General features: G+C 57.8%; 17 protein-coding genes. 8 read left to right on the forward strand and 9 right to left on the reverse strand.

Features of this window, described 5'->3' with window-relative positions; all coding sequences use genetic code 11:
- The first annotated feature begins 30 nt into the window (after window positions 1-30).
- Entirely contained in the window at window positions 31-1,128 is a 1,098-nt protein-coding gene (locus PMI16_RS04265; RefSeq protein ID WP_007876728.1) for a porin, read from the forward strand.
- Between the two features lie 278 nt (window positions 1,129-1,406).
- Here PMI16_RS04265 and PMI16_RS04270 read toward each other — a convergent pair whose 3' ends face one another.
- The 7 genes from PMI16_RS04270 to PMI16_RS04300 all read right to left on the reverse strand — a co-directional run bounded on the left by PMI16_RS04270 (window position 1,407) and on the right by PMI16_RS04300 (window position 8,587).
- Complete coding sequence (locus PMI16_RS04270; protein WP_007876729.1) at window positions 1,407-2,474, reverse strand: adenosine deaminase family protein; 1,068 nt, start codon at window positions 2,472-2,474, stop codon at window positions 1,407-1,409.
- 129 nt (window positions 2,475-2,603) lie between these two features.
- The gene (locus PMI16_RS04275; RefSeq protein ID WP_007876731.1) at window positions 2,604-3,572 is read right to left on the reverse strand and encodes a nucleoside hydrolase; all 969 of its coding nucleotides are present in this window, start codon (window positions 3,570-3,572) and stop codon (window positions 2,604-2,606) included.
- Between the two features lie 48 nt (window positions 3,573-3,620).
- Window positions 3,621-4,637, reverse strand: coding sequence for an ABC transporter ATP-binding protein (locus tag PMI16_RS04280; RefSeq protein ID WP_007876733.1), 1,017 nt, complete (start codon window positions 4,635-4,637; stop codon window positions 3,621-3,623).
- Window positions 4,638-4,644: 7 nt separating this feature from the next.
- The gene (locus PMI16_RS04285) at window positions 4,645-5,424 is read right to left on the reverse strand and encodes an ABC transporter permease (RefSeq protein WP_007876735.1); all 780 of its coding nucleotides are present in this window, start codon (window positions 5,422-5,424) and stop codon (window positions 4,645-4,647) included.
- Window positions 5,421-6,263: an ABC transporter permease gene (locus PMI16_RS04290; protein WP_007876737.1), complete on the reverse strand. Its 843-nt coding sequence runs from the start codon at window positions 6,261-6,263 to the stop codon at window positions 5,421-5,423. Before PMI16_RS04290 ends, PMI16_RS04285 begins: the two co-directional genes overlap by 4 nt.
- A gap of 97 nt (window positions 6,264-6,360) precedes the next feature.
- Complete coding sequence (locus PMI16_RS04295; protein WP_007876739.1) at window positions 6,361-7,380, reverse strand: ABC transporter substrate-binding protein; 1,020 nt, start codon at window positions 7,378-7,380, stop codon at window positions 6,361-6,363.
- Window positions 7,381-7,483: 103 nt separating this feature from the next.
- Window positions 7,484-8,587: a porin gene (locus tag PMI16_RS04300; RefSeq protein ID WP_034379238.1), complete on the reverse strand. Its 1,104-nt coding sequence runs from the start codon at window positions 8,585-8,587 to the stop codon at window positions 7,484-7,486.
- A 203-nt stretch (window positions 8,588-8,790) separates the two neighbouring features.
- Between PMI16_RS04300 and PMI16_RS04305 the strand changes: the two genes are divergently transcribed.
- On the forward strand, window positions 8,791-9,714 hold the full coding sequence (locus PMI16_RS04305; RefSeq protein WP_034379126.1) for a LysR family transcriptional regulator: 924 nt from the start codon (window positions 8,791-8,793) through the stop codon (window positions 9,712-9,714).
- A 287-nt stretch (window positions 9,715-10,001) separates the two neighbouring features.
- Here the strand turns inward: PMI16_RS04305 and PMI16_RS04310 are convergent, their stop codons facing one another.
- Together PMI16_RS04310 and zwf are read right to left on the reverse strand one after the other, a co-directional pair.
- Window positions 10,002-11,963 (reverse strand): glucokinase, encoded by a 1,962-nt coding sequence (locus PMI16_RS04310; RefSeq protein ID WP_007876752.1) that lies wholly within the window; start codon window positions 11,961-11,963, stop codon window positions 10,002-10,004.
- 211 nt (window positions 11,964-12,174) lie between these two features.
- A complete protein-coding gene (gene zwf, locus PMI16_RS04315) occupies window positions 12,175-13,650 on the reverse strand; it encodes a glucose-6-phosphate dehydrogenase (RefSeq protein WP_007876754.1) in 1,476 nt (491 codons plus the stop codon).
- 248 nt (window positions 13,651-13,898) lie between these two features.
- Between zwf and PMI16_RS04320 the strand changes: the two genes are divergently transcribed.
- The 6 genes from PMI16_RS04320 to PMI16_RS04345 all read left to right on the forward strand — a co-directional run bounded on the left by PMI16_RS04320 (window position 13,899) and on the right by PMI16_RS04345 (window position 21,805).
- Entirely contained in the window at window positions 13,899-15,152 is a 1,254-nt protein-coding gene (locus tag PMI16_RS04320; RefSeq protein WP_007876756.1) for an ABC transporter substrate-binding protein, read from the forward strand.
- A 161-nt stretch (window positions 15,153-15,313) separates the two neighbouring features.
- Complete coding sequence (locus PMI16_RS04325; RefSeq protein WP_007876758.1) at window positions 15,314-16,279, forward strand: carbohydrate ABC transporter permease; 966 nt, start codon at window positions 15,314-15,316, stop codon at window positions 16,277-16,279.
- A complete protein-coding gene (locus tag PMI16_RS04330) occupies window positions 16,269-17,168 on the forward strand; it encodes a carbohydrate ABC transporter permease (RefSeq protein WP_007876759.1) in 900 nt (299 codons plus the stop codon). The genes PMI16_RS04325 and PMI16_RS04330 overlap by 11 nt, the downstream gene beginning before the upstream one ends.
- A gap of 157 nt (window positions 17,169-17,325) precedes the next feature.
- A complete protein-coding gene (locus PMI16_RS04335) occupies window positions 17,326-18,468 on the forward strand; it encodes an ABC transporter ATP-binding protein (RefSeq protein ID WP_007876760.1) in 1,143 nt (380 codons plus the stop codon).
- A 225-nt stretch (window positions 18,469-18,693) separates the two neighbouring features.
- Window positions 18,694-21,003, forward strand: a complete 2,310-nt coding sequence (locus PMI16_RS04340; protein ID WP_007876761.1) for an AAA family ATPase — start codon at window positions 18,694-18,696, stop codon at window positions 21,001-21,003.
- A 40-nt stretch (window positions 21,004-21,043) separates the two neighbouring features.
- Window positions 21,044-21,805, forward strand: coding sequence for a TIR domain-containing protein (locus PMI16_RS04345; RefSeq protein WP_007876764.1), 762 nt, complete (start codon window positions 21,044-21,046; stop codon window positions 21,803-21,805).
- Window positions 21,806-21,851 lie beyond the last annotated feature (46 nt).

Raw genomic sequence — 21,851 nt, forward strand, 5'->3', positions numbered from 1 at the left:
GAAGTCCCACAAGCAAATTTAGGAGATGAAATGAAAAAAGCTTCAAAAGTCGCATTCATTGCGAAGCCGCTCGCTATTGGTGCCGTCCTGGCATGCGCATCCGCCGGCGTCCAGGCTCAGACCAACGTGACCATTTACGGCCGTATCGATGCCGGCATCAACTACCAGAGCAACCAGACTACTGCTAGCGGTGGCCGCGGCAGCAAGTGGGGTATCGATGGTAACGAATGGGGTACCAGCATGTTCGGCTTCAAGGGCAACGAAGATCTGGGCGGCGGTCTGAAAGCCTTGTTTACCCTGGAAAGCGGTTTCGACGCGTCCACTGGACAAGTCAACGGCGGCAGCGGTCTCTGGACACGTCGTTCTTTCGTCGGTCTGAGCGGTTCCAGCGGTACTCTGAAGATGGGTAAAGACCTGGCGATCCAGAGCGACCCGATCTGGGCAATCGACCCAACCGGCCAACAGGCTCTGAGTACAGCGACACTGGTCAAGGAACGCAACTGGCCACAAACCAACAACATGGTCAGCTATGAATCGCCAAACTTCGGCGGCTTCTCGGCAACCGTGATGCATGGCTTCGGCGAAGCTGCGGGCTCGTTCACCAAGGGAACCGGCACAACCAACACCAACAACGGCAGCCGCGATGGTATCTCCCTGGCTTACGTGCAACCGACCTATGAACTGCGCGCCATCTATGATGTGCAACGCGACACCAACGGTCAGTTCTCGACGCTGTTCGCTTCCTCCAAGGAACTGACTCTGGGCGGCACCTTGACCATCGATAAGCTGAAGCTGTTCGCCGGTTATGAAAACCTGCGTGCGCCGTCTGCGGCAACCGGTAATCCAGATCGCGCCAATCACTACTGGTTGGGCGCCAACTACCAGATCACCCCGGCCCTGACGCTGATCGGTGCGGCTTATCACGTCAACGTCAACGCTGGCGTTGGCAGCGCGAACCTGTTCGTCGTCGGCGGCAACTACAGCCTGTCCAAGCGCACGCTGTTGTACGCGACCGTCGGTACGGTTCGCAACGGCGCCAACTCCGACTTCTCGGTTGAGTACGGCGGCGGCGGCATCAAGGGCCAAAACCAGAACGCGTTCTACACAGGTATCAGCCACTCGTTCTAATTGTTCTGACGTAAGACAAGCCCGGGGTCGTATGACCCCGGCACCGTCCTCGTGGGCATGATTCTGTCGTTAATAGTCGCGGCAGGGTCGTCCTGCGCGGGTCTGCAGCAAACGTGCTGTACTTTAGTCGGGCGGCACACGTAACGCAGAGTAGTCGTAGGTGTAGTGACATCCTGAGGAACTCCCCCTCTTGGCCCGTTCGATGTTGAGCGGGCTTTTTTATGCCCGCCGTATTGTCATCCTCGCCATTCCGGGGTCAGTCGGCAGTTAGCCAGCAGTTAGCCTGTAGTTAGCCTGTCATGCAGCGCATCGAAAGCTGCGCACCACTCGGTGCGCCAGCGGCGTCGCAGATCATCGGCTATCCAGGCGGCATCAAGGCCATTGAGCATGAAGTTGCGCATGTCGTCCACGCCGAAACCGAATTCCGTCATCATCAGCCAGGCGCCTGTCGGCGTGACCAGGTGCAGCGTCGGATCGTCGGTGTTGGGATGCACGCGCACGCCGGCGTTGACCATGGCGCGAATCGGATGGTCCTGCGCCCAGCGTTCCGGCGGCAGGGTGCGCAGGTAGTACGAATTGGTCGGCACGACGGTGAAGATCACGTCTTTGGCGATGCACTCTTGCATGTACGTCGGATTGTCAACGATGGTGTAGCCGTGATCGACGCGGTCGACCTTCAGCAACTCGATCGCCGTTTCCACGTTGACCCATGGCATGCCGAATTCGCCGGCGTGCGCCGTTGTTCTGAAACCGAAAGCCTGCGCATCGCGATAGGCTTGCAGGAACAGTTCCGGAGGACGATCGTTCTCGCGGTAATCCATGCCGATGCCGATGACTTCCGGCTGGCGATGCTCGGCCATCCATCGCACCATGGCGACGGCTTCCAACGGATCGGCTTCGCGGTCGATGCTCGGGATCAGGCGGCCGATCACGCCGAAGTCGCGTTGCGCCTCGCGAATCGCCAGCACGATCGCCGCCTGCGCCGAAGCGTAGCTGATGCCGGACACGCGCACCGTGCCGGTCGGATTCCAGAAGAATTCCGTATAGCGCACGCCGTGGCTGTGCAGGTCTTCGAGATATTCGTAGGTGATGCGATGCAGGTCGCTTGGTCCGAGGATCAGGTATGCATCCAGCGCGCGCAATACGCGCAGCACGCCGACCGGTTTCTCGCCGCGGCTGTAGAACGCATCGATTTCTTCACGCGAGACGCGATTGCCCGATTTTTCCGCCAGATCGATGAAGGTCTGTTTGCGCACGGTGCCGAAGAGATGGCAATGCAATTCCATCTTCGGCATGGCGCGCACGAATTGTTCCAGGCTCAGCGGCGTTGCATTATTGCTCTGCATGACGCGCTCCCTGAGTCGTGCACATCCCGGATGGCGTGGCAATGGCGGATGAATCAACTGCTTTCATAAAACCTGAATCCATTCTGTTGTGCTGTCGTTTTGTTCTGTTCCGTGCCGTTGAAATCCGGACTACGACAACGTACCCAGCAATTCCTGCATCATGCATGCCATGGCGCGCGGACCATCGACGGTCATGGCGACTTCGGTATTGGCTTCGGCGCGGCGCGGCACGCGGAATTCGCACACCGTCATGCCGCGCGTGAGGCGACCTTGCACTTCAATGTCCACGCGCGCCGGCTTGAAGGCAAACAACTCCGGCCGGCGCAGGTAAATCGCCACCGCCGGGTCGTACATCGGCATCGGCACGGAGCCGTCGGCGCTGCGAATGCGCAGGTAGGCATCGAAGTATCCCGCCAGCCATTTGGCGCGCGGCGTGCCGAGCGCGCGCACTTGCTGCACTTCGGCCGACGTCACCAGCAACTGGCGGCACAGGTTCAGACCGAACATGCGCAGAGGGATGCCGGCATTGAAGACGATGTCGGCCGCTTCCGGATCGGCAAAGATGTTGAATTCCGCCGCGGCGGTGTGGTTGCCCTGGTCGGCCGAGCCGCCCATGAGGATGATTTCCTTGATCTGCGCGGCGATGTCCGGCGCCCGCTGCAGGGCGGTGGCGATATTGGTCATCGGCGCGATGCACATCAGCGTCAGTGCGCCGGGATGCTTGCGCACGGCTTCGATGAGCGCGTCGACGGCGTGGGGCAGCGGGCTGCGCTGCTCGCGCGCTTCCTGTTCCGCTTCCGATTGGCGGATGTCGACGGTCGGCAACGGCTCGCCGGTGGTTTCCATGCCGTCTGCGCCGAGGATGCATTGCGCGGTTTCCTGCGCGCCTGCCAGTGGCGCATCGCAACCGGCGTACACCGGCACGTCGAGGTGGTAGTGCTTCTTGATGCGCAAGGCATTGTCATAGGTTGTCGCCAGCGGCGCATTGCCGGCCACGACCGAGACGCCCAGCCATTGCACGTCGAGATTGGCCGACAGCATCAGCATCGCGAGCCAGTCGTCGAAGCCGGGATCGGTATCCAGCCATATTTTTTGCATGATGTGTTCTTTCTTGCGTGTGATTTTCTTGTTGTTTTTCTTGTTGCTCTAGGCCGGTAAAAACAAGGCGCTGTCCGACGGCAGATCGAACGAGACCGTGTCACCTTCGCGCCACGTCGCAAAGCGTGCTTCGGCAAAACCCTTGACTTCGCCCAGCGGGGTTTGCAGCAGGTATTCCACCGCATCGCCGAGAAAGCCGCGCGACAGGACGGTGCCGCTGTAAGCGCCGGCGCCGACGATCACGCGTTCCGGACGCCAGCCGATGCAGGCGGTGCCGGCGGGCACGGTCGCATCGAACGGAAGTTGCCGGCCGTTGCCGTGCAAATTGCCGTCGCGATAATCGAAGATGTTTTCAAAGCCCATGAAGTTGGCGACGAAACGCGTGCGCGGTTGGCGGAACAGGCTTTCCGGCGCATCCATCTGTTCGATCTTGCCGGCGTTCATCACGACGATGCGGTCCGACAGCGCCAGCGCTTCTTCCTGGTCGTGGGTGACGTACAGCATGGTGATGCCGAGCTCGCGCTGGATGCGGCGCAATTCGGCGCGCATCTGCACGCGCAGCTTGGCGTCGAGGTTCGACAGCGGCTCGTCCAGCAACAACAGTTTGGGTTCGATGACGATGGCGCGCGCCAGGGCGACGCGCTGCTGCTGGCCGCCCGACATCTGGGCCGGCAGGCGGGCTTCGAAACCGGCCAGGCCGACGGCGGCGATGACTTTCTCCACCTTCGCGCGCAGCGTCTTGTCGTCGACCTTGCGCAGGCGCAGGCCGAAGGCGACGTTGTCGAACACGTTCAGATGCGGGAACAGGGCGTAGGATTGAAACACCATGCCGATGTTGCGTTTGTTGGGCGGCAGGCGGCCGATGTCGCGGCCGTCCAGCGTGATGCTGCCGGCGCGCAGGTCGATCAGGCCGGCGATGGCGCGCATGGTGGTGGTCTTGCCGCAACCGCTCGGGCCGAGCAGCGAAATCAGTTCGCCCTGTTCGACCGACAGATCCAGCTTGTCCACCGCGGCATTGCTCTTGCCGTAACCCAGCGCCAGTTGGCGCAGTTCCAGATAACTCATCGTGCTCTCACATGTATTTTGAAATTCCCAGCACCTTTTCGGTCGCCAGCACGAAGGCCATGGTGAACAAGACCAGCAAGGTCGACAGGGCGGCGATCGAAGGATCGAAACTGTTTTCCATATGGCCCAGCATCTCGATCGGCAAGGTGCTGATGCCGGGACCGGTCAGGAACAGCGACACCGGCACCTGGTTGAAGGAGGTGACGAAGGCCAGGAAGAAGGCGGCAATGACCGCGCTGCGGATATTCGGCAGCACGATCAGGAAGAAGGTCTGCGCGCGCGAGGCGCCCAGCGTGATCGCGGCTTCTTCGATGTCGACGCGCAGGTTGACCAGGCTGGCATACACCACGCGCACCGCATACGGCGTGAGCAGGCCGATATGGCCGACCAGCAGGCCGAGGAACACCGGCGCATCCACCAGCAGCACGAAATGGCGCAGCAGGCCGAGACCCACCAGCATCGCCGGCACGATCAGCGGCGAGGTCAAAATTTGCTTGATCGCACCCATGCCCGGCGGCGGCATGCGCGACATGGCGTAGGCCACCGGCACGCCGAGCAGCAGCGCAATCACGGTCGCCAGCAAGCCGATTTCCAGGCTGGTCCGGAAGGCGCGCTGGAATTCTTCCGCCGCCAGCACCTCAAAGATCCAGCGCAGCGAATAGGACGTCGGCGGAAACGCCAGCGTTTCTCCGGCGCTGAAGCCGGCCAGGAAAACAATGACGAACGGCCCCAGCAGGAACAGGAACACCAGCCACAGCATGGTGCGGGAAAACAGACCTTCTTTCATGCGGTGCTCCGGCTGGAAGAGATGCGTTTCAATCCGGCGTTGACGGCAAGCGTCATGGCGACCAGGATCACGGCGATCACATTGGCGGTGCCGAAATCGCTTTCGACGCTGACTTTTTGGTAGAGCAGGGTTTCCAGCATCAACACCTTGGGGCCGCCCAGCAATGCCGGCGTGACATAGGCGGTGACGCAGCCGGTGAAGACCAGCGTGCCGCCGACGATCAGGCCTTCCTGCGTCAACGGCAGCGTGACGCGGGTGAATACCTGCCAGGCATTGGCGCCGAGGGTGGAAGCGGCCAGCGTGATGTCGCGCGAGAGGTTTTCCATCGAACTGACCAGCGACATCAGCATCAGCGGCAGCAGCAATTGCAGCAGGCCGACGAACACCGCCATTTCGCTGAACAGCAGGCGCTGCGGCTCATCGGCCAGGCCCAGGTGCAGCAGGGTGGAATTGATCGCGCCGTTGCGGCCGAACAGGACGATCCAGGCGTAGGTGCGCGCGATCGGCGACACCATCAGCGGCAGGATCATCATGCCCAGCACCAGCCCGCGATAGCGCGGCGACACGCGCACGATGGCTTGTGCCGCCGGATAGGACAGCAGGGCCGAGAACAGCGTCACCAGCGCGGCGATGCGCAAGGTGCGCATAAAAACCTGGCGATTAAGCGGTTCGGCAAAGAAGGCGATGAAGCGATCCAGCCCCCAATGCGCGACCGGGCCGTCGACCCGGAAGGCGTCCAGCAGCAAGGCCAGCACCGGCAACAGGAAGCAGACCACCGTGAAGATCAGGGCCGGCGTCACCAGCAGGATGCCTAAGCGTTTTTTATCATGTGCAACCATGTGTTGCGACTCCGTTTACTTGCGGTGCATCAGATGCGCAAGCCCGGGACAGCGTGGTTGCGATCCCGGGCGTTGAGTGAGGCTTCAGCGCCTCTAACTATTTACTGATGCCCTTGTTCCACTGTTCCAGCCACGCCGAGCGGTGCTTGAGCAGAGTTTCCGGCTTGACGAACTTGAGCGAGGCAATATGCTCGCCGCCGTAGGTATTGAACTCGGCCTTGTCTTTCGGCAGCACCACCTGGGTGTTCACGGGCGAATCGACCAGATCCATCGCCAGCGCGGTCTGCACCTCTTTCGACAACCAGAAATCGATCAACTGGTAGGCCAGGTCGGCGTTTTTGGATTTGTTGACGATGCCCATCACGTTCATGCCGGCGGCCTGGCCTTCTGCGGGGATGCTCCATTTCAGCGGCATGCCGGTCTTCATCAGTTGCGCCCAGGTGAAGCGCGCCACCGGCGCAGCCCAGATTTCATCCTGCGCGAACAGCGAGGACAACTGGGCGCTGTTCTTGGAGAAGGTCACCACGTTGTTCTTGATGGCCAGGATCTTTTGCATGCCGGTGCTGAAATTTTCCGTCTTGCCGCCCCAGGCGATGTCGGCCATTTGCAGCGCCAGCGGACCTTGCGTGGTGCTGACGTCGGGCAGCGCGATGCGGCCCTTCATGTCGTCGCGCCACAGGTCTTTCCACGAGGTCAGCGACTTGATCTTGTCGGTGCGATACACCAGGCCGACGGAATAAATGGTGTAGCCGACCGCGTAGTTGCCGCCGATGGGATTGCGCGCGAACGGATAGATCTGGCTGTAGTTCTTGAGCTTGCCGTAGTCGAGCGGCTGGATGAGTCCCTTGCGCGACGCTTCCAGCATGCCGAAGTCCGACAACAACACCAGATCGACCACCGGATTGTCGCGACGCGCATCCAGCTTGGCGATACGATCGGCGTTGTTGCCGGTTTCGACCACGATTTCACAGCCGCACTTTTCCTTGAACGGCGCATACACGTACTTGTTGAACAGCGGCTGTGCGATCGGGTAGGCGGACAATACCAACGTACGTTTCTCGGCATGGGCTGGGGAGACTGCCAGGGTGAGCAGGCCCGTGCCGAGCAGGGCAAGCATGCCCGCCAAACTTGCTTTTTTCAAAATGGATTTCCTTTAGACATAATCAGACGCGATGCCTATTTTAGGCCTGTCCATGGGAAGACAGGCCCGTGACTGCAATTTAGAATACGTGGCGCATGCCCAGCATCAAGACACCCTGATGCTTGTCGCTCGACGACGGGAAGCCGAAGATGGTGGCGTTCTTGGCGTCGCCGGCAGCGATCTGGTAGCTGTAGGTGATGGCGACGTCGGTGCGCTTGGACAGGAAATAGTCGGCCTGGAAGTTGACCTGATGCCACTTCGGATTGGTGTTGATGGTGTCGTACTTGCCGACGGTGTAGAAGTAGGAGGCGCCCAGGTTCAGCGCCGGCGTCATGTGGTGCACCAGGTTCAGATCCAGGTTTTGCAGCGTCAGCTTGGTGTTGTCCAGGTAGTCGTATTTGACGTTGCTGTACATCATGCCGAAGTCGGTATCGCCCACGGTGTAAAAGCCGCCGGTGCCGAGGATGCGTTGCTTTTGCACGCCGAACGCGCTGTTCACGGCGCTCTTGTTGAACAACAGCAGCGAGCTGGCATAGTCGTTGGACATCGCGCCGTCCGGGCTCTTGGCGCTGTTCGGCGTATCCATCTGGGTGTAAGCGACGGCCCATTTGAAGCGTTCGCCCTTGTAGCCCGAGCCGATGCTCATGACGCGGTTGATGCTGGTGTCGCCGGCTGCTTCACCGAAACCGTACAGCGCGGTGACGTTGAAATTGTTGAACGTCGGGCTGATGTACTTGACCGAATTCTGCGCGCGCAGGTTGTTGTAGCCGTTGTCGTTGTCGCCGATATGCACGCCGTTACTGGCGATCACCACCGGGCCGAGATAGTCCTTGACCGCCTCGTACTGGCGGCCCAGCGTCAGGGTGCCCATGCTGTTGCTGCTCAGGCCGACGTAGGACAGGCGGCCGAACAGGCGACCGTTTTGCGATGCTGCGCCGGTCATCATGTTGAAGCCGTTTTCCAGGTTGAAGATGGCCTTGTTGCCGCCGCCCAGATCTTCCTGGCCGCGGAAACCGATACGCGGATTCTGGTTGGTGCCGCTCAGGGCTTCCAGGTTGTGCGGGCCGCCCTGATTGCTCAGATAGCCGATGCCGCCGGAGATCAAACCATAAATTTCCACCTTGCTTTGCGCTTGCGCCTGGGCGCCCGCCAGCAGCGCCGGAATTGCCATTGTGCCGATCATCCATTGCTTCATCATCACATCCCCCCGGAATAACGGGCGCAGAGCCCGAGAAAATAAAAATACGTTTTAGGCGTTATGCCACCGGATGCAGAATATGATAATTGGATAAATAATATAATTTGTTTATTTTTATAATTTCATAAATTTAACTTATAACCGACCGGCCTGGAATGTGCATGGGCGGGGAAAAGCGAGCCATTGCCATGATTAAGCTCAATAACAAGGTTACCTTGCGCCACCTGCAGGCGCTGGCGACGTTGGCTTCCACCAACAGTTTCAGCAAGGCGGCGGAACAGCTGTCCGTGACCCAACCGGCGCTGAGCGCCTCCATCAAGCAGCTGGAAAACCAGTTGGGCACCAAGCTGTTCGACCGCACCACGCACCAGATCGGCCTGACCGCGCAGGGCGCGGTGGTGCTGGAATACGCCAGGCACCTGCTCAATACGGCGGCCAATACCTTTGACGACATCCAGCACGTCATCGGCACCGGACGGCATCGCATCCGCATCGGCGCAATTCCATCGGCGGTCACGCTGACCGCGGCGGTGATCGCGCGCTACAACGCCGCCCATGAAGAACACGTGGAAATCATGTTGTCGGATATGCCCAACGACGCCCTGCTGGCGGCGTTGCATACCGGCAAGCTGGACTTTTGCGTCGGCATCAAGCCGCCCGAGCCTGACTCGGCGTCGCTGGATAGCGTGACGCTGTTCGAGGATGAACTGGTGCTGATCGTGTCGCGCGAGCATGCTTTGGCCGGCTCCAAGGAAGTGCACTGGCGCCAGATGGCGGGCGAGGAGATCGTCCTGTTCACCCAGGGCAGCGTATGGGAATTCGCCTCGGCGGCCTTGCTGCAGCATGGCTTGTCGTCGTCCAAGCGCTATCAGGTGGTGCACAGCGAGTCGCTGTACGGCGTGGTGCGCTCGGGTATCGCCATCGGCATCATGCCGAGTCTGTACACCAGCTATCTGCGCGACGATACGCTGCACGTCGCGCCGCTGCGCTTTCCCACGCTCAAGCGCAAGATCGTGCTGATGCGGCGCAATGAAGTGAGCCGCAGCGAATGGACCGATCATTGCTTCCGCGAGTTGCGCAACGACCTGAAGCAGGCCAATCACTGGTTTTGAGGGGCTGATGCCGTTTGATTAAATTTATTACCGTCTTTCATAGTTCACCGTCGTCCCAGCGAACGCTGGGACCCAGTGGCGTGACAACCGTTGCTACGACACTGGGTCCTGACTTTCGTCAGGACGACGGCGAAACAAGCTTTTGCACCAAGCTGGCAAGGTGCAAAGAAAAACCGGCAAGACCCAAAGGTCTTGCCGGTTGTCTTTTATGCAGAAGGCTTATATGTTTCATCTGCCTTCCTTGTCTCCGCCGATTAACTGATGAACTGATCGAGCGATACGCCTGCTTACTTGGTATGCGAGATCAGGTTGGGTTTGCCGCCTTCGTCGCCGCGATGATCGGCGGAACGGTCGTCGGCAGCCGCCACCTTGTCGCCGATCACGTCATGCGTGGACGCGATGTGGGCCAGGATGCCGCGCTTGGCCTGGCGCTGCAGCTCGGCGAACGGGCTGGAGCGGTTCAGCGACACGCCCACCGCCAGCACGTCGACCAGCAACAGCATCAGGATGCGCGACACCATCGGGATGTGCATCATGCTGCCTTCGTCGTGCTCGACCGCCAGGGTGAAGTCGGCGCGTTTGGCCAACTGCGAATTGCTCGGCGCCAGCGCGATGATGGTCGCGCCGGAGTTGACCGCGACTTCGACCGTGGTCGCCAGGTGGCGCAGGCGGCCGGAGTTGGAGATGATCACGGCGACGTCGGTGTTCTTCAGCAGCGATGCCGAGACTTCCTGCAATTGCGGATCGGTATAGGCGGTCGACGGAATGCCGAGGCGGAAGAACTTCTGCTGGGCGTCTTCGGCCACCAGACCGCAGCTGCCGAAGCCGTAGAATTCCACGCGCGTGGCGTGGCTCAGTACCTCGATGACTTTGCTCAGCGTGTCCGCGTTGAGGCTGTCGCGCACTTCCATCATGGCGGCGATGGTGTTGTCGACCACCTTGACGCCGACGTCCAGCGACGAGTCGCCGACGTGCACCTGGCTGTGCGCGACCGGTACGGTCCCGGTGACGCCCGAGGCGAGTTTCAGCTTGAAGTCGGCCAGGCCCTGGCAACCCATGGTGCGGCAGAAGCGGATCACGGTCGGCTGGCTGACGTTGGCGCGGCGGGCGATTTCCGAAATCGGTTCGCTCATGACGGCGCGCGGGTGCGCCAGGATCAGGCTGGCGACGCGTTCCTCTGCCGGCGAGAACTGCGAGCGCGCCTTGCGGATGCGTTCCAGGAAAGGCACGGCATTGCCGCCGCCGAGGCGTTCGGCCAGGATCGCGGCGACGCCGACGAAGGCCGGGTAGGGCGCGGTGATGACATAGGTCGGGATCTTTTGCATGTAGGCGTCGAAACGCCCCTTGCTTTCGAAACGGGCGCGGAAGGCCGAGCGCGCGAAGTAATCGCCCAGGTGCGGCACCACGCCGCCGCCGATATAGATGCCGCCCAGCGTGCCCAGCGTGACGGCGACGTTGGACGCCAGCGTGCCGAGCATGGCGCAGAAGCAGTCGACCACTTCCAGGCACAGCGGATCTTTCTGGTTCAGCGCGCGGTCGACGATTTGCGGCGCGGCCAGTTCTTCGGCGTTCTTGATCTTGTTGATCTCGCACAGGGCGCTGTAAATCATTTCCAGGCCGGGGCCGGAGATCAGGCGTTCGGCCGAGACGTGTTTATAGGTGCGCCAGCAATACTGCAGGATCGCCGCTTCTTTTTCGTCGGCAGGCGAGAACGATACGTGACCGCCTTCGCTGCCCAGCGCGATCCAGCGGCCTTCGCTGGGGATCAGGCCGCCCACGCCGAGGCCGGTGCCGGCGCCGACCAGGCCGATCACGCCGCCTTCAAGCCCCTGGCCGCCGCCGATCTGCACGCAATGCGATTGCTCCAGATGCGGCAGCGCCATCGACAGCGCGGTGAAGTCGTTGACCACCAGCAGCGTGTCGAGACCGAGCAGCTTGCGCGTCTCTTCGATCGAAAACGCCCAGTGGTGATTGGTCATCTTGATCTGGTCGCCCTGCACCGGATTGGCGATGGCGATGGCCGCGTGATGAATCGCGGGATGGTCGTTGGTCGCCAGATAGGCTTTGACCGCCTGCGAAAACTCCGGGTAATCGGCGCAGCGCAGCGTCTGGATGGTGTCTATCTGCCCGGGCGCGCGTTCCAGCGCGAAGCGGGCATTGGTGCCGCCGATATCAGCCAACAAGCGCGGACCATCCATGAAGGTGTTCGACGGGTTGTAACTGCCATGTATGAGCGATGCTGAAGACATGTAGTAAAACTTTCCGAATAAAAACGGTTATGCGTTATCGGTGATTCTGAACGGTATCAAATCGCAGTGGCGTATAGTAGCTCGCTTTGCGCAAATCCGTTTTGGTAAAGCTGTAACGCCAAGCTGGCGTTGTTGTGCCATCTGGTCGTACCTCCGTACTGCCTGCGATGGCACGCCTAGCCATCTTGGCGTTACAGCTTTACCAATTTGATCACCGGTCTTCTGGCCAGTGCGCGCCGGCGCGCGACATCATCGCCGACGATGCACTGGGTCCCCAACTTCCAGCCAAATACGATTTCGGCGCGGCCGAGGTGCTCTGCCAGTGGTTCAGCAGCGGCTCCACCCAGCGCCAGGCGGCCTCTTGCTCATCGCGCCGCACGAACAGCGAAAGATTGCCGCGGATCACGTCCAGCAGCAGGCGTTCATAGGCATCGGCTCGCTTTTGCTTGAACGCCTGGTCGAAGGCCAGGTCCAGCGCCACGGGCTGGATGGTCATGCTGTCGCCGGGTTCTTTGGCAAAGCAATGCAGTTGTATCGATTCTTCCGGCTGCAAGCGGATCACCAGGCGGTTGCTGGTCGGGATGCCGCTCGGCATCGGCAGGATTGCGTGCGGAATCGGGCGGAAGGTAATCACGATTTCCGCGGTGCGTTCCGCCAGGCGCTTGCCGGTGCGCAAGAAGAACGGCACGCCGGCCCAGCGCCAGTTGTTGATTTCGGCATGCAGGGCGATGAAGCTCTCGGTCTTGGACTGCGCCGGGATGCCGGCTTCCTGGTGGTAGCCGACGACCGGTTGGCCGCGTACCGCGCCGGCGGCATATTGGCCGCGCACGGCGTGCGATTCCAGGTCGTCGCGGCTGAACGGTTTCAGGGCGCGCAGCACGCGGACTTTTTCATCCCGTATCGCATTCGCATCAAGCGAAGTCGGCGGTTCCATCGCCACCATGCACAGCAGCTGCAGCAAATGGTTCTGCACCATGTCGCGCAAGGCGCCGGTGCCGTCGTAGAACTCGCCGCGGCCTTCCACGCCAAGCTGCTCGGCGATGGTCAGTTGCACGTGTTCAATCGATTCGCGCCGCCACAGCGGCTCGAACAGGCTGTTGGCGAAGCGCAGCGCCAGCAGGTTCTGCACCGACTCCTTGCCTAAATAGTGATCGATGCGATAAATCTGGTCTTCCGCGAACACGCGCGCCACGGCGTCGTTGATCGCGCGCGAGGATTGCAGGTCGTGGCCCAGCGGCTTTTCCAGCACGACGCGGGCGTTGTCGAGAGCGATGCTGCCGGCCGCCAGATGATTGCAGATCGGCTCGAACAGCTTCGGCGACGTCGCCAGATAGAACACCGTGACGGCTTCGCTATTGAGCTGCCGGCCGAGCAGGGCGTAGTCGGCGGCGTTGGTGGCGTCCAGCACGACATAGGTAATTCTTTGAAGAAAACTCTGCCATTTTTTTGCATGCTCACCGGCAATGCCTTCACTGACGTGGGCGCCGGCCTGGGCGTGGGCCCAGTCGAGATAGGCGTCCTGGCTCAGTTGCTGGTTGGAAACGCAAATAATGCGACCGTCTTGATGCAATTTGCCGTCAAGATGCGCGGAGAACAGCGCCGGAATGATCTTGCGCATCGCCAGATCGCCTGTCGCTCCAAACAGGACGAAATTGAACAAGGTCGCTTCTTCTGGAATGGCGTGCATGAGATTTCTATGTAATTAAACAAAACTTATATTGCAATGTTACTGTAGCATTACTACAATTACAAGCGAGCGACGGGAGTTCGCCCTAATAATTAAATTTTATTGAGGCAGTTTTTGTAGTTTAAGTAAAGTGAACCGGCAAAGAGTGTCCACCAGGCACCGCCAACCAGTAGCAAGTTCTCCCCCGGGAACGCTGACCTTGCCGCGATGCAAGTCGCCGGCAATTTTTAAAACACAGGAGATAAAAAATGATGTTGAAGCACGCCATTAAAAAAAGTCTGATCGCCACCAGCCTGATCGCAGCTTCCACCGTAGCGTATGCCGCGGAAGTGGAAGTGCTGCACTACTGGACTTCCGGCGGTGAAGCAAAATCGGTTGCCGAACTGAAAAAAATCATGGAAGCCAAGGGTGTGACCTGGAAGGATTTCGCGGTCGCCGGCGGCGCGGGTGAAAACGCGACGACCGCCCTGAAGGCGCGCGTCATCGCCGGCAGCCCTCCGACTGCCGCCCAGATCAAGGGCCCTGCCATTCAAGAGTGGGGTCAGGAAGGCGTGCTGGCCAACATCGACTCCGCCGCAACCGCCGGCAAGTGGGATTCCCTGCTGCCGAAGTCGGTGTCCAGCGTGATGAAATACCAGGGCCATTATGTTGCCGCACCGGTCAACGTGCACCGCGTCAACTGGCTGTGGATCAACCCGGAAGTGCTGAAGAAAGCCGGCGCCAAGACGCCGACGACCTGGGATGAATTCTTCGACACTGCAGAAAAGATCAAGAAAGCCGGCTTCGTCGCCGTTGCCCATGGCGGCCAGCCATGGCAGGACGCCACCGTGTTTGAAACCGTCGCCCTGGGCGTCGGCGGCGCCGACTTCTACCAGAAGGCCCTGGTGAAACTGGACCAGACAGCCCTGACCAGCGCCAACATGGTCAAGACTTTCGACACACTGGGCAAGATCAAGACCTACATCGACAAGGATTCCGCAGGCCGTGACTGGAACCTGGCAACCGCCATGGTCATCAACGGCAAGGCCGGCATGCAATTCATGGGCGACTGGGCCAAGGGCGAGTTCACCACCGCCGGCAAGCAACCGGGCAAGGACTATCTGTGCGTGGCAGCACCGGGCACCGACAAGTCCTACACCTTCAACATCGACTCGATCGCCATGTTCAAGGTCAAGAATCCTGATTCGCAAAAAGCACAGCTGACGCTGGCAACCGCGATCATGAGCCCGGAATTCCAGGAAGTCTTCAACCTGAACAAGGGTTCGATCCCGGTCCGTCCAGATGTGCCGCGCACCAAGTTCGACAGCTGCGCGACCAAGTCGATGGATGACTTTGCCGCATCGAGCAAAGCCAATACACTGGAGCCGAGCATGGCCCACGGCATGGCCGTCAGCTCGGCAGCACAAGGCGCGATGTTCGACGTGATTGCCAAGTTCATGAATTCCAACATGACTTCGCAAGCCGCCGTGCAAGCGCTGGCAAAAGCCGCGAAAACGCAATAATAAGTAATATGTATTAAGGACCTGTTCCGCAGCGCGCTCCGGCGTGCCTGCGGACAGGGTATTTACGGGGCGGGCGCAGCGGTCGGGCGCCCACCGTCGTGAAAGGCCGGCAAGATTGTTCGACCGGCTTCGCGATATTTCCCCGGGTTCAGGAGACATGCATGTCCAACTCAACAGTTTCCCTGTCGTCGACTGGCGCTGGCGGCAGCCCCGCAGCCGGCAAGGCCACGCCCCGACGCAGTGGAAAATTCGCCGCGCTGGCCGACAACTGGCTGCCGCGCCTGGTCTTATCGCCGACCATCATTTTGTCGCTGGTCTTTGTTTACGGCTTCATCGCACTCACCGGCTATCTGTCGCTGACCAATTCGCGCCTGATGCCCAACTACGAATTCGCCGGCTTCGATCAATACTCCCGACTGTTCGCGCTCGACCGCTGGTGGACGGCGGCCAGCAATCTCGGCATCTTCGGCGGCCTATTTATCTTGCTGTGCCTGGCCATCGGCCTGTTCATGGCGATCCTGCTGGATCAGAAGATCCGTGCCGAAGGCGCCTTGCGCGCCATCTACCTGTACCCGATGGCGCTGTCCTTCATCGTGACCGGCGCCGCCTGGAAATGGATTCTCAATCCCGGCCTCGGCCTGGAAAAAATGATGCATGACTGGGGCTTCGCCAACTTCAGCTTCGACTGGCTGGTCAACTCCGACATGGCGATCTACACCGTCGTCATCGCCGGCGTGTGGCAATCGTCCGGGTTCGTGATGGCGCTGTTCCTGGCCGGCCTGCGCGGCATCGACGACGCCATCATCAAGGCCGCGATGGTCGACGGCGCCAGCTTGCCGACCATCTATCGCCGCATCGTGATTCCGGCGCTGCGCCCGGTGTTCTTCAGCGTGCTGCTGGTGCTCGGCCACATCGCCATCAAGAGCTTCGACCTTGTGATGGCATTGACCGCGGGCGGACCCGGCACCTCGTCGGACTTGCCGGCGATCTTCATGTATCAGTTCTCCTTCACGCGCGGACAACTCGGCCTCGGCGCCGCTTCCGCCGTGATGATGTTGGCGACCGTGCTGGCCGTGCTGGTGCCTTTGATGTATCTGGAAACGAAAGGAACCCGCAATGGCCGTTGATACTTTTGCGCCCAAAGGCGGGCCCAACCAGGAGCGCAAGCCGCTCACCATCGGCCGCGTGCTGATCTATGTGCTGCTGGTGCTGGTGGCGCTGTACTACCTCGCGCCGCTGTACGTGATGATCACCACCTCGCTGAAATCGCTCGACGAAATCCGCACCAGCAACCTGCTGGCGCCGCCGATGTCGCCCACGGCCGCGGCCTGGGGCAAAGCCTGGGACAGCGCCTGCACCGGCGTCGACTGCGGCGGCCTGGCGCCGTTCTTCTGGAACTCGATCAAGATGACGATTCCGGCGGTGCTGATCTCCACCCTGATCGGCTCGCTCAACGGCTACGTGCTGGCGCACTGGCGCTTCCGCGGTTCCGAAGCGTTGTTCGCCGGGCTGATGGTCGGCTGCTTCATCCCGTTCCAGGTGGTGATCCTGCCGATGGCGCGCCTGCTGGGCATGTTCGACCTGGCCAACACCACGCCGGGCCTGATCTTCGTCCACATCGTCTACGGCATCGCGTTCACCACGCTGTTCTTCCGCAATTACTACGTGACCGTGCCGGAAGAACTGGTCAAGGCGGCGCGCATCGACGGCGCAGGATTCTTCCTGACCTACCGCAAGATCATCTTCCCGCTGTCGCTGCCGATTTTCATGGTGTGCTTCATCTGGCAGTTCACGCAGATCTGGAACGACTTCCTGTTCGGCGTGGTGTTCGGCGGCTCGGATGCCAAACCGGTGACCGTGGCGCTCAACAACCTGGTCAACACCTCGACCGGCGTGACCGAGTACAACGTCAACATGGCGGCGGCGATCATCGCTGCGCTGCCGACGTTGCTGGTGTATATCCTCGCTGGTAAATATTTCGTGCGTGGCCTGACGGCTGGCGCAGTCAAAGGTTAAGCAGTTAATCCTCAGTTCCTGGCTGTCGTCCCAGCGAACGCTGGGACCCAGTGTCGTAAAGACGGTCGATACGACGCTGGGTCCTGACTTTCGTCAGGACGACAGTTATACAGTTGGGCTTAACTGAATAGAAAAGAATTCATGGAGATGTAAGAAAATGGCAAGCTTATCAATTCGCAACGTACGCAAGGTCTACCCGAACGGTAACGAAGTCCTCAAGGGCATCGACCTGGAAATCGAAGACGGCCAGTTCCTGATCCTGGTCGGCGGCTCCGGCTGCGGCAAGTCGACGCTGCTCAACATGATCGCCGGTCTGGAGACCGTCTCCGAAGGCGAGATCATGATCGGCGACCGCGTCGTCAACAACGTCGCCCCGAAAGAGCGCGACATCGCTATGGTGTTCCAGTCGTACGCGCTGTACCCGACCATGACCGTGCGCGAAAACATTTCCTTCGGCCTCGGCATCCGCAAGATCCCCAAGGCCGAACAAAAGGAAATCGTCGAGCGCGTCGCCAACATCCTGCAGATCACCCATCTGCTGGACCGCAAGCCGGCCCTGCTGTCCGGCGGCCAGCGCCAGCGTGTCGCGATGGGCCGCGCGATCGCGCGCGATCCCTCGCTGTTCCTGTTTGACGAACCGCTGTCGAACCTGGACGCCAAGCTGCGCGTCGAAATGCGCGCCGAAATCAAGCGCATGCACCAGCGCCTGGGCAGCACCATCGTCTACGTCACGCACGACCAGATCGAAGCGATGACCCTGGGCGATCGCATCGCCGTCATGAAGGACGGCGTGGTCCAGCAGTTCGGCAGCCCGCAAGAGATCTACGACTCGCCGAGCAACCTGTTCGTGGCCGGCTTCATCGGTTCGCCGTCGATGAACTTCCTGCGCGGCAAGCTGGCCACCGACGGCTCGGCCCCGGCATTCGAACTGGACCACGGCGGCCGCAAGACCCTGCTGACCCTGCCGCTGAACGGCCACACCGACGCCGTCGCGAAATGGGTAGGTCGCGACATCGTGCTCGGCATTCGTCCGGAACACGTCACCGACGCCATGAGTGCGCGCAATGGAGATCCACTCAGCACCACCGGCAGCTACCGCCCGACCGAAGTCGACTGCACCATCGAACTGACCGAGCCTACCGGCCCGGATACTTTGGTGGTGGCGCGCTTCAACGATGCGCCGGTGACTTGCCGCACGCATCCGCGCGCAGGTGCTTTGCCGAATGAGCCGTTGAAGCTGGCGTTTGATCTGACCAAGGCCTTGTTGTTTGATCCGGCTTCGGAGCAGCGGATTGCCTGAAATAAAGCGTAGATAAAAAAGCCCCGCGACAGTGATGTTGCGGGGCTTTTTTTATTGTTAAATTGTAGACAAGTGCTAGTTTTCATCAAATTCCCCTAGCAGAAATTTTGAACGAGCACCGGCGTTAGATGGAAGATCCCAGTTAAGATAGTCCGAAAATATACAACGGCTTGGACTAGGAATCACAGCATGGAGTTTCGAGCGCTATCCAAATAGGGGGGATTGATGACTATTAAAAACATCGCAAAGCTAAGCGACTTTGGCATATTTAAGAATCATACAAATAAAGATCTTCAGGATTTCGGAAAGTACAATCTTATCTTTGGGTGGAACGGCACTGGAAAATCTACGCTCGCTGGCCTTTTCCACTGTCTTGAGCATAGGGCCCCTTCTTCCAAATTTCCTAGCTCTCAATTCTTGATTGCCTTGGAAGGAGGAACTTCAGTCACTCAAAATACAATAGCCGCGACCGACCTGAAGATCTACACTTTCAATCAAGATTTTATTGACGAGAACATTTCCTGGGATAGTCATGTAAAAAGCATATTATTAGTAGACCAAACTAAGATTGCTGAACGCAAGAAGTTAGATGAACTCCAAGTTCAGCAAAAAAAAGATAATGAAAGTCACCTGAAAGAAAAAAAAGAAATAGGACGACTTGAGGACGCGATATCAAAATTCGGTACCGATAGCGCAAGGCATCTGAAAAATAGTTTGCAATCTATAGATACTACAGATAAATATTATTTGAACTACGACAAACGTAAATTTGATGCGTTTATTTTATCCAACCTCCAAAACACAATTTTAGACCAAGCAATATTGACCGAAGTGCAGGTTCTAGAATTCACCAAAGCTGCTAGACCGGAACAAAAAGCGGAGATCTCATTCTTCTCTTCAGAACTCAATCAAGAGACGTTTTCTAAAGCCAAATCTCGACTAGAAAATCTTTTAAAGTCGAGTGTCGTTAGTAAGGTCATCGAGCGTCTGACAAAAAACAACGATATTAAAACTTGGGTTCAGACCGGGATTGAAATTCATAAGAAGCACGATAGTTCGGTATGTGAATTTTGCAGCAGTCAACTCCCTGAAGGCAGAATCGCAGCCTTGGAAAACCATTTTAATGATGAATATAAAGCCTTTCAGGATCGGCTAGAGAAAGCCGACGAATGGCTCAAAAGCCAGTATTTCTCTTTTCCCATACTTCCTGCGGCAAGTGACTTCTACGATGAGCTAAGAACCGAATATGGGGAGGCGATCAAGGTCACAGAGAATGTGACAAAAACGTTGAATGATGGAATCCAAGGCTGGCACTCGACTCTGCAAAAGAAAATCGCTAATCCGCTCGATGTTACTTTGACTGTGGAAGACGTCTCGCCAGAGGCAATCTTAGAGGTAAACACTGTCATCAAGAAGATTGTGAGTGTGATAGAAAAGCACAATCATAAGTCGAAGAATTTTCAGCAAGAGACTAGCAAGGCAAAGAAGAAGCTCGAACTTCACTATGCGGCTACCGAGATGCGGTCGTTCAAACTCGACGACAAGAAAAAAGCAACCAAGACTCGCACCGAAACCAACAATACGCTGAAGGCCGCGATTGATGCACGTGCTTTAGAAATAAAAAAACTTGAGGACTCGCTTGCAAACGAAAGTTTGGGTGCAGAGAAATTTAATGCTTCGCTTCACAAATTTTTAGGCCGTAGCGAACTTACTTTACGCTTCAATGCAAACAAAAAGGGATATGAAATATTGCGTAACGGTTCGTATCAGGTGAAAAGAAATTTAAGTGAGGGAGAAAAAACAGCGATCGCCTTTGTATATTTTATTGTCAAAATTTCGGAGAACGATAACAAGATAAATGAAACTATCGTTGTCGTTGATGACCCGGTATCAAGCTTCGACTCAAACCATTTATTTCATGCCTACTCATTTTTACGGAATAACTGCGACGAAGCCAAACAGATATTTGTACTAACACACAATTTCACCTACTTTAAACTCGTGCGCGACTGGTTCAATGGAGTTAACCGCGGTCGCATTCGCAAGAAGAAAGATCCAAATGCTTTCTTCTTTTCAATCGAATCTACCGCGGACCTTCCTCGGGCCTCGGCTCTCAAGAATGCGGCTAATAGTTTGGTAGATTACAACTCTGAATATCACTACATATTTTCAAAGCTGTATCACTACAAAGACAACGCAACCTTATCTCGTGAAGAAGCATTCCTCACTGCGAATCTTGCTCGGAAAATATTGGAATCATTCTTCAGTTTTAAATTTCCCAGACATCGATCAGATGTAGCGGCGCTCATGGATGCAGGGCTAAAAGGTTGTACTAGTATCGACGAAGGTATTAAAGAGAAAATATATCGATTCATCAACAAATACTCTCATAGCATCGTGATCGATATAAACGAAGATGCCTCGGAGAACTTGGCTGGCGAGAGCCAAAATGTTATTCAACATATTTTTGCTTGGCTTAAAGAAGTAGATGAAGTCCATTTCAATGAAATGGTCGAAGTGATCACCACTCAATGAGTGGCCTTTGTGCATTTTCTGAATAGTGAGATTACATAAGATGACTACCACAAGCATCGCACTAGCTAAGTTAGCTGGAATTCACAAGGCCTTAAGTGGCACCATAGGCCCGGACGGACCTCTTCGCCCAATTCAAAGTTTTAAAAAGACGGCGGTACAACATTATTTTGATGGCGCTAACGCGCAACTTGTCATTTTGAAGGAGGCTGCACCAGAATTGTTTGCTGATTTTGTTATGGCAACGCCAGAGCCAAATGCGATCTCAGGACTAGAAGAAAATGTACCGTTGTATATGCGAGAAAAAGTCCGCCGCCTGATTAACGACATTGACCAGATATTGGAGATCCGAGCGAATAGCGAACTGACACTCACAGTTTCTACGTCCCAAAAGCTAGGTCGGGTGTTCATTTCTCATGGTCGATCCGGAGATTGGCGTGAAGTTCAGGCCTTCTTAGAGAGAGATCTCGGCTTAGCGACGCTTGAGTTAGCTCAGGAGCCCAATCAAGGCATGACAGTAATTCAAAAGCTCTCCGCAGCTGCGGATCAGTGCGATAGTGCGGTAATCGTTATGACAGGTGACGATATAGATGCTGATGGGGTTGCTAAAGCACGCGAGAATGTGATGCATGAAATCGGCTATTTTCAGGGCAGATATGGACCATCACGTGTCTGTTTGCTTCACGAGGAGGGTGTAAATATTCCCAGTAACATGCAAGGGTTGGTTTACTCGGCGTTTCCAAAGGAGGCCGTGCATGCCTGTTTTGGGTTGCTTACCCGTGAGATGAAAGCGTTTTATAAGTAGAACTGTGATCGAAGGTATGGAAAGCAATATCGGACAACGAGTTTTA

The sequence above is a fragment of the Herbaspirillum sp. CF444 genome, from assembly GCF_000282135.1.
Lineage (GTDB): Bacteria > Pseudomonadota > Gammaproteobacteria > Burkholderiales > Burkholderiaceae_D > Herbaspirillum.